The organism is Alloalcanivorax venustensis ISO4 (assembly GCF_015356855.1).
GTDB classification, from domain to species: Bacteria; Pseudomonadota; Gammaproteobacteria; order Pseudomonadales; family Alcanivoracaceae; genus Alloalcanivorax; species Alloalcanivorax venustensis.
The window spans coordinates 1-13358 of the sequence record NZ_ARXR01000010.1 but is presented as its reverse complement, the minus strand read 5'-3'; the positions used below and the strand labels follow the sequence as shown (position 1 = coordinate 13358).

Annotated in this window: 8 protein-coding genes; 6 read left to right on the top strand and 2 right to left on the bottom strand. The window is 65.5% G+C overall.

The features are described from left to right. Positions 1-9 precede the first annotated feature (9 nt). The 5 genes from ISO4_RS07900 (at position 10) to ISO4_RS07880 (ending at position 8063) form a co-directional block, all read left to right on the top strand. A complete protein-coding gene (locus tag ISO4_RS07900) occupies positions 10-360 on the top strand; it encodes a PA2779 family protein (RefSeq protein ID WP_255442578.1) in 351 nt (116 codons plus the stop codon). Continuing rightward, on the top strand, positions 361-1275 hold the full coding sequence (locus tag ISO4_RS07895) for a PA2778 family cysteine peptidase (RefSeq protein ID WP_194855808.1): 915 nt from the start codon (positions 361-363) through the stop codon (positions 1273-1275). Positions 1276-1349: 74 nt separating this feature from the next. Further along, on the top strand, positions 1350-4754 hold the full coding sequence (mscK, locus tag ISO4_RS07890; protein ID WP_323745355.1) for a mechanosensitive channel MscK: 3405 nt from the start codon (positions 1350-1352) through the stop codon (positions 4752-4754). A gap of 91 nt (positions 4755-4845) precedes the next feature. Then, positions 4846-6759 carry an ATP-binding cassette domain-containing protein gene (locus ISO4_RS07885; RefSeq protein ID WP_194855807.1) on the top strand — a complete coding sequence of 638 codons (1914 nt, stop codon included), beginning with the start codon at positions 4846-4848 and terminating at the stop codon, positions 6757-6759. A gap of 23 nt (positions 6760-6782) precedes the next feature. After that, complete coding sequence (locus tag ISO4_RS07880) at positions 6783-8063, top strand: succinylglutamate desuccinylase/aspartoacylase family protein (RefSeq protein WP_323745354.1); 1281 nt, start codon at positions 6783-6785, stop codon at positions 8061-8063. A 507-nt stretch (positions 8064-8570) separates the two neighbouring features. Here ISO4_RS07880 and ISO4_RS07875 read toward each other — a convergent pair. Next, on the bottom strand, positions 8571-9251 hold the full coding sequence (locus ISO4_RS07875) for a TetR/AcrR family transcriptional regulator (RefSeq protein WP_228548005.1): 681 nt from the start codon (positions 9249-9251) through the stop codon (positions 8571-8573). An 85-nt stretch (positions 9252-9336) separates the two neighbouring features. After that, positions 9337-11259 carry an extracellular catalytic domain type 1 short-chain-length polyhydroxyalkanoate depolymerase gene (locus ISO4_RS07870; protein WP_194855806.1) on the bottom strand — a complete coding sequence of 641 codons (1923 nt, stop codon included), beginning with the start codon at positions 11257-11259 and terminating at the stop codon, positions 9337-9339. A gap of 171 nt (positions 11260-11430) precedes the next feature. Here ISO4_RS07870 and ISO4_RS07865 point away from each other — a divergent pair, with 171 nt between their 5' ends. Further along, positions 11431-13047, top strand: coding sequence for a BCCT family transporter (locus ISO4_RS07865; RefSeq protein WP_194855805.1), 1617 nt, complete (start codon positions 11431-11433; stop codon positions 13045-13047). Positions 13048-13358: the final 311 nt, after the last annotated feature.

Here is a 13358-nt window from a genome sequence, read left to right as displayed (position 1 = left end):
GCGCTGGTTATGTTGTTTACCCAAGGCTTGTTCGTACCCGCGGCCCACGCCGCCATGGTCACGACCGATGGCATGGTTTCCAGCGAGCAGCGGGCCGCCACCGAACGCAAAGTCATGCGGCTGATGAATCATGAAGCCGCCGCCAAGGTACTGGCCAAGAACGGCGTCACCCCCGGCGACGTGGAAAAGCGTCTGGGTCGTCTCAGCGACCGCGAGCTGAACCAGCTGGCGCAGAAAGCGGAACAGATGCCCGCCGGCGGTAGCGTGGTGGGTGTGATTCTCGCCGTTATCCTGATTCTGGTGCTGCTGGATCTGCTCGGCGCCACCGACGTATTCCCCGTCATCGATCCGATCGGGTAAATGATCGCCTGCCCGCGCGGCGGCCGCCCGGCCGCCGCCTTGCTGTTTCTGCTACTGCTCACCGCCTGCCAGACGGTTCCGCCGCCGGAACGGGCCGACGCGCGCCCGCAGCAGCGGCTGGACGTGCCCTTTATTCCCCAGGAAGCCTACCAGTGCGGCCCCGCCGCCCTGGGCATGATGCTGCAATGGAACGGGCTGCCCGGCGACAAGACGGCGCTGGTGGACGAAGTCTGGCTGCCGGAGCGCCAGGGCGCGCTGGGCATCGAGCTGGTGGCGGCGGGCCGGGCCCGCGGCCTGCTCGCCTATCCGATCAACACGCCCACGGCGTTGATCCAGGAGGTGCAGGCCGGCCACCCGGTGCTGGTCTTGCAGAACCTGGCGCTACCGCAATGGCCGTTGTGGCACTATGCGGTGGTGATCGGCTACCGCGACGGCGGTGAGCGCATTATCCTGCACAGCGGCACCGACCAGGCCACGGAAAGCCGCTGGAACCGCTTCCTGCGCACCTGGGCCCGGGGCCGCTACTGGGGTTTCGTGCTGCTGCTGCCCGGCGACCTGCCGGACAGCGTGCAACCGGAACCGCTGTTGCAGGCGCTGGCGCCGATGCAGACCGGCGCGCTGCCCTATTGGGAAGCCGCCGTGGCGCGTTTCCCGGACAATGGCCGGCTGCGTTTCGGCTACGCCAACGCGCTCTGGCAGGATGGCCGGACCGACGCCGCCCTGCGCGCCTACCGGGCCACCGTGGCGCGCGCCCCGGATCTGGCGCCGGCCTGGAACAACCTGGCCTACGCACTGCGCGACAGCGGCCAGCCGGACCAGGCCCGGCAGGCGGTGTGCCGCGCCCGGCAACTGGCGCCGGAGGACGACAACGTGGCGGACAGCGTCGCCGAGATCACCGACGGGCGGGGCTGCTGATCACGGAATGACGGCGGCGGCTATGCCGGGACCCCGGCCGTTGCTAAGCTTGCAAAAAACCAAAGGCGCTTTCCGTGTTGGCTGTATTGATCAGACTGTTCCGTTCGTTACCACTGGCTCTGTTGCTCGCGTTGCTGCCGATGGCGGCGGCCCAGGCGCAGACCGGTGCGTTCTCACTGCCCGGCATCGGCGACCTGGAGAAACAGCTCTCCGGTGACGGTGGCGAATCCGGCGACGGCGGCGACGGCGCCGCCGATACCGCCGACGAGGACCCGGAACGCGAAGAGCTGCAGCAGACGCTGACGTTGCGCCGCGAGATCGACAGCAACCGGGAACAGATCGACACGCTTTCCGACCGCAGACGGCAGGCCCCGGTGGACCGCAACCGTCTTCAGGAACAGCTGGCCAAGGCGCGCCAGGACGCCGAGCTGGATTGGCGCGCCCGCTACCAGGACCTGTCCCTTGCCGCGCTTGTGGAAGAACTCGGCCAGCAACTGGAAGCGCTGGAAGAAAACCAGCAAACCCTGGCCAAGGTGAGCGGCGAGCTGACCCGCGCGCAAACCCTGCCCGAGCGTGCCCAGAACACGATCAGCGACAGCCTGGCCCGCACCGACGAAATCCGCCGGCGTCTGAACCAGGAAAACGATACCCTCTCCGAGGCCGAAACCACCCGGCTGCGCACGGAACTGGCGGCGCTGGAAACGCGTATTGAACTGCGCAACCAGGAGCTGTCCGTGGCCAGCACCCTGGAAGAGCTGGCCCGCCTGCGCAAACGGGTGCTGGAAGCACGGACCGAGGTGATTCAGACGCGGCTGGACGTCCTCCAGCCAATGATCAACGAACGCCGCGGCGAGTCACTCAGCGCGGAAATCGGCGACGACCAGCTCGACCTGCCGGAAAGCCTGGTGAGTCATCCACTGCTGGACACCGCGCGGCAGCGCAACGAGGCGGTGCGTGACCAGCTCAAGGACACCGCCAGCGACGTGAACAACCTGATCCGCGAGGTGATCAACGCGGAGACCCAGCTGGACCGCGCCCGTTCGCTCTCCAGCACCGTGAACGATCAGATCGAGATGCTCGACGGCAGCCTGCTGTTATCGCGCATTCTTTACGAGCAGCAGAAAAGCCTGCCGCAGTTCACACCCCGGGAAGGCCTGGACAAACAGATCACCGAGGCGCGCCTGGCCCAGTTCGACATCCGCCAGACCCTGCAGGAACTGGAAAACCGGGATCTCAAGCTGCCCGAGGACAGCGGCCTGGACGATCAGCAAAAAGCGCAGCTGCGCGACGGTCTGCAACGCCTGATCGACAACCGGGTGGACCTGCTCAATCAGCTCGATCAGGAGCTGGGCCGCAAGCTCAATATCCTGGTGCGCCTGAATCTGTCCCAGGAGCAACTGGACAAGCTGACCCGCAATCTGCACGACATCATCTCCGAACAGACCTTCTGGATGCCCAGCACTCAGCCGCTGTCCCTGGCCTGGTTCGCCGAATTCCCCGGCCAGGTGGCGGACCAGATCAACACCATGCCGTGGCGGCGCATGGTCACCAACGCCACCGACATTCTGCAAAGCAAGTGGCAATGGCTGTTTCTGCCGCTGGTGCTGGCCGGCGCCCTGTGGCTGGTGCGCCCGCGCCTGCGCAAACGGATCAAGTCGCTGAACGGCGATATCGGCTTTCTGAAGCGGGACAGCCAGCGCCACACGCCCCTGGCGATCATCTACACGACGCTGCTCTGCGTGCCCGGCCCGCTGGTGCTGAGCCTGCTGGGCTGGGGGCTGTGGGTGCAGCCCGGCACCCTGAGCACGGTGCTGGGCGCGGCGCTGGCGAAGATCGCCCTGATCTGGCTGGTGTTCGAGCTGTGCTACCGGCTGCTGTCGCGCAACGGCATCGCCCAGCGCCATTTCCGCTGGACCGAGGACAATAACCGGCAACTGCGCCGGCGCCTGCTGATCATTGGCCTGACCATGGTGCCGATGACGCTGGTGATCGCCTTCGGCGAGGAGTGGCCGGCGCAGTTGAGCAACGACCGTATCGGCCTGGTCACCATGGTGGCCGGGCTGGCGGTGATCAGCGTGATGCTGGCGCGTACCGCGCTGGCCTACCCGATCCAGCATTATTCGCGCACCCTGCGCTCGGTGACCACCTTGATCAGCGCCGGCGCGCCGCTGGTGCTGGTGGCGTTGATCGTGGCCGGCTACTACTTCACCTCGGTGCGCCTGTCCGGCCGCCTGATCGACACTTTCTATCTTGCCCTGCTGGTGATCCTTATCGACGCCACCGCGGTGCGCGGCCTGGCGGTGGCCGCCCAGCGGCTGGCCTATAAACGGGCGGTGGCGGAGCGCGAGGCGGAACCCAAGGAAAACGTGGAAGGGGTGGAAGTCGAGGAGCCGCAGATGGACCTGCAGCAGGTCAACCAGCAATCGCTGCGGCTGGTGCGCCTGGGCCTGGTGGTGCTGTTCGGCGTGCTGCTCTACTGGGTATGGGCGGACGTGATCAATGCGTTCTCCTACACCAACACCATTGTGCTCTGGGAAAGCACCGAGGGCAGCGGCGCCAACGCCACCACCTCGCCGATCAGCCTGGGCGATGTGATCACCGCGCTGGCCATCGGCATCGGCACCTTCGTGCTGGTCGGCAACCTGCCCGGCCTGCTGGAAGTGCTGCTGCTGTCACGGCTGAGCCTCAAGCAGGGCTCCAGCTACGCGATCACCACCCTGTTGTCCTATGTCATCGTCATGATCGGCGTGATGATCACCCTGGGCTCGCTCGGCTTGTCCTGGAGCAAGATGCAGTGGCTCGTCGCGGCGCTGGGTGTGGGGCTGGGCTTCGGCTTGCAGGAGATCTTCGCCAACTTTATCTCCGGCATCATCATTTTGTTCGAGCGGCCGGTGCGCATCGGTGACGTGATCACCATCGGCGAGCTGTCGGGCACCGTCAGCCGTATCCGCATCCGCGCCACCACCATCATCGATTTCGACCGCAAGGAAATCATCATCCCCAATAAGGCGTTCGTCACCGAACGGCTTATCAACTGGTCTCTCACCGATACCGTCACCCGCGTTACCCTTAAAGTGGGGTTCGCCTACGGGTCCGACCTGCAGGCTTGTCACGATGTCCTGGCCAAAGCGGCGGCCGACAACCCCCGGGTGCTGCAGGATCCGGAACCGCTGATTCTGTTCATGGCGTTCGGCGCCAGCACTCTGGATCACGAGTTGCGCGTCTATCTCGGGGAGATCGGCGATATTCTGTTCGCCACCAACGAGTTGAACCGCGCCATCGATACCCTGGCCCGCGAGCACGGCGTGGAAATCGCCTTCAACCAGCTTGACGTCCACCTGAGGTCCGCCGCCGACGGTCTCCTGTTCGACAGCGGCAACAACGGCCGCCACGGAGACACCCGGGGGCATTATGGAGAGACCAGAACCCACTATCACGACGGCGAACGCGGCCGCGACGACGACGGCGGGGACCGCTGAGATCGGCGAGCCGATCCAGCGGGCCAAAATCCGATAATTGCCATAGTGTAAATGTTACACTCGCCGCCTCATTTCAACACGACGCGCTTTCATGTCCCTGATCACGCTGCGACAGATTCAACTGCACTTCGGCGAGCAGCCCCTGCTCGACAATGTCGACCTCACCATCGAAGCCGGCGAGCGGCTCTGTCTGGTGGGCCGCAACGGCTCCGGCAAGTCCACCCTGCTCAAGGTCCTGGCCGGCGAGGTGCAGGCCGACGACGGCCAGATCGAGAGCACCCAGAACCTGATGATCTCGCGCCTGGAACAGGAAGTGCCCGAGGACCAGGACCACAGCGTGCACGACATGGTCGCCGAGGGCCTGGGCGAGCTGGGCACGCTGCTCAACGAACACGACCACCTGAGCCGCGCCCTGGGCGATCCGGACCAGGCGGAGCGCATGGATGAGAACCTGGCCCGCTTCGAGACCCTCAACAATGAGATCGAGGCGCGCGGCGCCTGGCAGCTGTTCCAGCGCGTGGACACGGTGCTCTCCAAGCTCAACCTGAACGGCGAGCAAAACTTCGCCGGCCTGTCCGGCGGCATGAAACGCCGCGTGCTGCTGGCCCGGGCGCTGGTCCAGGAGCCGGACATCCTGCTGCTGGACGAACCCACCAACCACCTGGACCTGGACGCGATCCGCTGGCTGGAAACCTTCCTCAAGGGCTATTCCGCCACCCTGGTGTTCATTTCCCACGACCGCGCCTTCATCCGCTCCCTGGCGACCCGAATTATCGAGCTGGACCGCGGCAAACTGACCAGCTGGCCCGGCGATTACGACAAGTACCTGGCCGGCAAGCAGGCGGCGCTGGAAAACGAAGAGCGCGCCAACGCCGAGTTCGACAAGAAGCTCAGCCAGGAAGAGCGCTGGATCCGCCAGGGCATCAAGGCGCGCCGCACCCGTAACGAAGGCCGGGTGCGCGCCCTGAAAAGCATGCGCGAGGACTACGCCCGGCGCCGTAACCGCCAGGGCACCGCCGGCCTGGAAATCCAGCAAGGCGACAACTCCGGCAAGGTGGTGATCGAAGCGGAGCATCTGCGCTACGCCATCGACGGCCTGCCGCTGCTGCGGGATTTCTCCATCACCCTGCTGCGCGGCGACCGGGTCGGCATCCTCGGCCCCAACGGCTGCGGCAAGTCGACGCTGATCCGTCTGCTGCTGGACCGGCTGACCCCGGACGCGGGCACCGTCAAACACGGCACCCAGCTCCAGGTGGCCTACTTCGATCAGATGCGCGACACCCTGGACAGCAACAAAAGCGTGCTCGACAACCTGGCGGAAGGCTCCGACGTGGTCGAGATCAACGGCCGCAAGAAGCACGTGATGGGCTATCTGCAGGACTTCCTGTTCGAGCCGGCGCGCGCCCGCCAGCCGGTGCGCTCGCTGTCCGGCGGCGAACGCAACCGGCTGCTGCTGGCCAAGCTGTTCACCAAGCCGTTCAACCTGCTGGTGCTCGACGAGCCCACCAACGACCTGGACGTGGAAACCCTGGAGCTGCTGGAAGAGCAGTTGGTCAACTACCAGGGCACCCTGCTGCTGGTCAGCCATGACCGGGAATTCATCGACAATGTGGTGACCTCCACCCTGGTGTTCGAGGGCGGCGACCCCAACGCCTATGTGGGCGGCTACCAGGACTGGCTGCGCCAGCGCCCGGAACCGAACCGGGGCGACGACGTCAAAACCGGCAAGCTCGCCGCGCCGTCCAGCAAACCGAAACCGAAAGCCAAGGACAGCGGCGGCCGCAAGCTCTCCTACAAGGAAGAGCTGGAACTGCAGGCGCTGCCCGAGCAGATTGAAACCCTGGAGGCGACGCTGGGCGAGGTTCAGACCGAACTGTCCGACCCGGACTTTTACAAGCGCCCCCAGGACGAGGTCGCCGACGCCCAGCGTCGGCTGCAGGAACTGGAGCAACGCCTGAACGAGCACTATGCGCGCTGGGAGGAACTGGCCCAGCGAGAGTCATGAAACGGTCCTAAAAGGAAGCTTCCGTGTCGCGTATTATTCCGCTGATTACTCTGATCCTGCTGGCCCTGGCCGGCACCGTGACCGCCAACGAACGCGAAGACGACGTGGCCGCCGAGGCGGCCGCCGCCGACAGTGACGACGCCCCGGAACAGGACGAGGCGTCATCCTCCGAAGCCGAGGAAGAGGACGGCGCCGACACCGTCAAACCGCTGGAGCTGCTCGGCAAGACGGTGCAACCGGGCACCTTCGAAACCCTGCACTGGGCCCCGGACCAGTCGTTCCGCTCGATCGCCACGCCGGTGCCGGTGCTGGTGGCCCACGGCAACGAGCCGGGCCCGCGCCTGTGCCTCACCGCCGCCGTGCACGGCGACGAACTCAACGGCATCGAGATGGTGCGGCGCCTGATGTACGAACTGGAACCCACCGAGCTGGCCGGCACCGTGGTGGGCGTGCCGATCGTCAACCTGGACGGCTTCCGCAACGGCTCGCGTTATCTCAGCGACCGCCGCGACCTGAACCGCTACTTCCCCGGCCACGAAAAAGGCAGCGCCGCCAGCCGGCTGGCGTTCTCCCTGTTCAACAACATCGTGCGCCAATGCGATTACCTGGTGGACCTGCACACCGGTTCCCAGAAGCGCATCAACCAGCCGCAGCTGCGCGCCGACCTGGACAAGTCCGAGGTGGTGGCGTTCGCCAAGCACTTCGGCGGCATGACCGTGCTGCACAGCCCGCCGGGCGACGGCATGCTGCGCGCCGCCGCCGTGGAAGAAGGCATTGTCGCGGTGACCATGGAAGCCGGCGGCCCCAACCGTCTCGAAGACGAAGCGGTGGACTACGGGGTCCAGGCCCTGGAGACGCTGCTGGAAAACCTGGACATGCGCAAAGCCAGCCGCTTCTGGGGCGCGCCGCAACCGGTGTTCTTCGAATCGGAATGGATCCGCGCCGGCCAGGGCGGCATTCTGCTGTCCGAGGTGGAGCTCAACGATCAGGTGCGCAAGGGCGAGATCCTGGGCACCGTCACCGACCCGATCAGCAATACCGGCAGCGCCATCATCGCGCCCTACGACGGCCGCGTGCTGGGCATGGCGGTGAATCAGGTGGTGCACGCCGGCTTCGCCGCCTACCGGATCGGCGAGGAGAAGAGCGCCGAGGAAGTGGAAGCCAAGGCAGAGCTGTCGGACCAGACGCTCGAGGACAACGGCGTCAAGCCGGAAGAGCCGGCGGCGCCGAAGGAAGAAGAGGAAGCCGCTGACGCCCCGCGGGAGGAAGAGGACCCCGCACCGCCGGCCGACGATACCGAGTAACAGCCGAGCCGGAACCTTGTGGGAGCGGGCCTTGCCCGCGAAAGGGAGCGCAGCTCCCGGCAGGATCCCAGAGACCTGCCCTCCAGAAAGCCCGCACCGGGATCGGGTGTGCCCGTCCAGGACACGCCACGAGTACATCCCTGTAGGCTCGACGTTTGGCCATCCCTGGCCAAACACGGTCCTGGACGGGCCCACCCGATCCCGGCGCTCCTTGGGAGATTCGCCGCCAGGGTTTTGTAGAAAGGTCCGGGCGGAGTTTCTGACCCGTGGCGATTCCGCTGCCCAGTGAGCGGGGCAATGGTGGTGCCTGGAGGGAGCTGTTTGGCCAGGGAGGGCCAAACTAACAGCGGCCATGGAGGGCTTGAGCGGTCCCGGAAGGCACCACCATTGCACCGCGTCTCGGATACGGAGCTCCGGACACCTGAAGAATTAAAGGTCTCTGGGATCCTGCCGGGGCTTCGCCCCTTTCGCGGGCGGGGCCCGCTCCCACCGGCCCGCTCCCGGAGATCAGCGGTTGCCGAGGCGGCCGCAGACCTGCTCGAAGCCGGCGACCACGAAGGGGATCATGCGGTCGTAGGCGGTCTGGAAGTCGTCGGACCGGCACAGACCGCCGGACATGGCGTTGATGCGCCCGGTGTTGGCGAAGGTCAGCGTCATCGCCCCGGACATAAAGTGGTAGCACCAGTAAAGGTCGGCCCGCTCGGTATTCGGCAGGACGGCGGACAGCGCTTCCACGAAGGTTTCCATGGGCGCGTCGAAGTGACGGCTCATCAGCACCGGCCCCCACACCGGGGAGGTGTTCACGTAGGCCAACAGCGCGCAGTAGTTACGCCAGCCCTGGTCCTCGCTTTCCTGGGCCATTTCCAGGGGGCGCAGATAGGCTTCGATGATTTTTTCGAGGGGTACCGGGTCGCTTTCCGCGCGGGCGGCGTTGAGCGCTTTCAGCCGGTCGTCGTTGAGGATGCGCGCGCGGCGCTGGAATACGGTGTCGAACAGTTGCTGCTTGGGGCCGAAGTAGTAATTGATCAGCGCCAGATCGACGCCGGCCTCCCGGGCCACGGTGCGCAGGGTAACGCCGTCATAGCCATGACGGGCGAACAACCGCTCCGAGACATCCAGAATGGCGGCACCACGATCGCCGCTTTCACCGTTACGGCCACGCGGCCGTCCCACCGGTTTCTTCGCCATCCGTTCCTCCCCTGGGCGATACGCGCCCGGGGCCGGGCGCGCATCGGATGGTACGCAAGGGGAGGAAATTCAACAAGATGGACGATCAGGGGCAGGCGCCCACCTGCCACACGGTACCGCCGTCGGTGCTGTACAACGAGGTGGAGCCCCAGGTGGAGCCGCTCATCGGCTGGTCACTGCCCTGGGCGAAGTAATCCGGGGTGTAATAGTTCCCGGTGCTGTACGCCCGCCCGGAGGTCTTGTGGTAGTAGTTGTAGGTGGTTTCCGCCTGGCAGCCGTCGTCCGGATCGGTGGGTGGATCACCGCCGTCGTCGCCGCCATCGTCACCCCCGCCACTGCCGGAACAGGCCTGAACCGGACCCACGCAGCTGGCGTCGCCGTCCTGCCACTGGCACTGGCCGCCGGTGTCGATTTCGTTCAGCTTGAACGCGGCGGTGCTGTATTCCAGGTAGCAGTTGGCGTAATTGGTGTAGTCCAGACGGCCGGCACTGATGTGCTGGTCCAGGGTGGCCACCTGGCCCGCGTCGATCACGAAATCGATCTGGTCACTGGCGCTCAGACCGCCCTGGTCCTCGGCCACCACGGTGGCGCTGTTGGCGCCGCCGGACAGGCCGCAGGCGCGCGCCGAGTAACGCACGCCGTCCAGTTCGGCGGCGGTGGCCCCGGTGGAGAACGTCACGGTGACGCCGGCCAGGTCCTGGTTCTCGTCCACCACTTCACCGCTCACCGTGGCGCACTGGCCGTCCAGGCTGACGCCGATATCGCTGAGCACCGGCGCGCTTGGCGGCGGCTCCGGGCCGACCCGCACGGTGTTCACGGTGGGCTCGCTTTCGCCGGCGTTGTTATCCACGGCGATCACCGCCACCGAATAAAGGCCGTCGGCGAGCGTGGCGCTGGAGGCCTGGAAAAAACCGCTGCCGTCGACCCCGGTGGTGAGGCTGTCGCCGCCGCCGTCGAGACCGTCGACAACGATATCAACGCGGCTCACGGTGCCGTCTTCGTCGTCGGCGTAACCGCTCACCTGAATGCGGTCGCCGTCCGGCGTGGCACTGACCTGGGACAGCGAGGGCGCCAGATTACGGTCCACCCGGGCGTTGTTGTTGCTGAAGAACTCACCCAGATAACGGGCGTAGTTGATGCTGGCACTGCCGATGTAGCTGCCGGAGGCACCCTGGCCACCGGACCAGGAATGGTCCAGGCCGTTCAGCCACAGCATCGACACGCGGCCGTCCTGCCACAGGTACTCTTCCGCGCTGCCGCCGTCCTGGTTCAGCGTGGTGCTGCCGGACAGTTCGCTGACCCCGTAGAGCCCCGCCATGCCTTCGGCGTTCTGGCGGTTGTAGCAGGTGTTCACGGTGGTGTCCGCGTCGCCGTGGGCGATGGAAGCGACCTGGGTGTCGAAGGCGCTCTGGTAGGCGCCGCCCAGGTTGCGGCAACGGCTCTCCACGTCGGCCTGCTCGCAGGGGCCGATGGCGCCGCTGGAACTGGTGCCGACGCTGGGCCCGGCACTCACGCCGACCCCGGCGAACACGTCCGGCGCCAGACAGGCAGTGGTGTTGGCGAAGCTGGCCCCGGAGGACAGCCCGGCGATATACACCTGATTGGGGTCGATATCGCGACCACTGTCCGAGGACAGTTCGTTGGCCAGGTCGATCAGATTCTTATAGTCGCCGGCGCTGCGGGACTTGGTGCCCTGCCAATAGGACCAGCAGCTGAAGCCGGCCTTATTCATGGCGTCGGGCACCGCCACCACCATGCCGAATTCCTCGGCGGCGGTTTCCAGATTCGCGGTTTTATAGGCGTTGATGGATTGGGTGCAGCCGTGCAGCACGACCAGCAGGGCTTTGCCGGTGCCCACCGGGGAATTGCTGTCCGGCGTATAGAGATGGACGTTATTGAAACCGCCCAGCGATTGGTTGTCCTGCCAGGAACCGGCCTGAGCCGGGCCCGCGCAAAGGGCGGCGGTGAGTAGCGCGCCCGCCAGGGCGGCCAGTGTTGTTATACGCATTATTGTTCTCCCGTTCTTGCTCTTATTCTATTATTCATCAAATGATGAATAAAAACTATACAACCGTTGAATATTTCCCGTCCACCCTTGTGCCGGTAGCGAAATGTATAATCTTTGAACCGCCGGGCCGCCCGGGGTGGCGGTGACTTTGGCGCCTGCTAGGCTACGCGGATGCTTATACGACACCGCGTTTATTTCATCTCAGCCGGCCTGATCGCCGTCCTGGTGGCCATTGGCGCCACCGCCCCCAACCGCTTCCGAGACGTGGCCGAGGCCACCCTCGACACCCTCGGGCACTACTTCGGCTGGTTCTATCTGATCAGCACCTTCGTGTTCGTGATCTTCCTGCTGGGGCTGGCGATGAGCCGCTACGGGAAAATCCGGCTCGGCCCCCAGGACTGCAAACCGGACTACGGCGTGTTCTCCTGGCTGAGCATGCTGTTGTCCGCCGGCTTCGGTGTCGGCCTGGTGTTCTATGGCATGGCGGAACCGATCCAGCACCTCACCGAGCCGCCCCACGGTCTGGCCGAACCCGGCTCCACCGCCGCCGCCAACCTGGCGATGCAGTACAGCTTCTTCCATTGGGGTGTGAGTCAGTGGGCGGCGTTTTCTCTGGTCGGTCTGATCATCGCCTTCTTCCAGTTCCGCAAGGACCGCCCGGGGCTGGTGTCCACCATGGTGGAACCGGTCACCAAGAACCTGCCCAAGCGGCAACTGATTTCCGATTCCCTGGACGTGTTGGCGGTGCTGGCCACGGTAATGGGCGTGGCCACTTCCCTGGGGCTGGGCGTACTGCAAATGAACGGCGGGCTGGAAACGGTGTTCGGCTGGCCTGACAACCTGTGGAGCAAGGTCGCCATCCTCGGTGCCATGTTCCTCTGCTACATGGCCTCGTCCTACAGCGGCCTGGACAAGGGCATTCGCGTGCTCAGTAACCTGAATATGGGCCTGTGCCTGGGCTTTATGGGCTACATGCTGTTCGCCGGCCCCACGGTGTTGATCCTGGATAACTTCGTGAACGGCCTGGGCAACTACCTGGGCAACTTCATCAACATGGCGCTGAACATCCCACCGTTCGAAAAATCCGACTGGATGAACCGCTTCACTTTGTTCTACTGGGCCTGGGTGATCGCCTGGTCGCCGTTCGTGGGCACCTTCGTGGCGCGCATTTCCCGCGGCCGCACCATCACCGAATACGTGCTCGGCGTGCTGCTGGTGCCGCCGCTGCTAGCCTGCGCCTGGATCGCCGTGTTCGGCACCACCGCCCTGGACCTGCAGCTTAACGGCGGCGTCGATCTGGCCGGCGCGGTCTCCGATAACGTGGCCAGCGGCCTGTTCATGATGTACGAGGTGTTGCCGCACAGCACCTTCCTGTCGGCGATCACCATGGTGATCCTGTTCGTGTTCCTGGTCACCTCGGCGGACTCCGCCTCCTACATCGTGTCGCAGATGACCGACCACGGCTCGCTCAATCCGCCGCTCTACAAACGCCTGACCTGGGGCGTGCTGATCTCCGCGATCTGCATCACCCTGATCGTGGCCAGCGGCCTGCGCGGGCTGCAGTCCGCCAGCCTGGTGGCGGCGCTGCCGTTCGCGGTGGTGCTGTTTCTGATGATGGGGGTGTTGATGTGGGAGCTGCGCGCCGACCGCCGCGCCATGCTGATCGAGCTGTTCCACCGCAACGACGACACGCCGGTGGGCGCCGATCTGTTCGAGGCCGACGACTTCTCGGACCTGACCACCGAGCAACGCATCCGCCGCCGCATGCCGATCCAGCGCCGCCGCTGACGCGGTGGCGGCTGTAGCAGCGGGCAGTGGGAGCGGGCCTGGCTCGCGAAAGGGGCGAAGCCCCGGCAGGGTCCCAGAGACCTGGTTTTTCAGATGTTGGGTGCTCCGAATCCGGGACGCGGTGCAATGGTGGTGCCTTCCGGGACCGCTCAAGCCATCCATGGCCGCTGTTAGTTTGGCCCTCCCTGGCCAAACAGCTCCCTCCAGGCACCACCATTGCCCCGCTCACTAGGCAGCGGAACCGCCACGGGTCAGAACACCGCCTGCACCTTTCTACGAAGTGGGGTTTGTGGCGGCGAATCTCCCAAGGA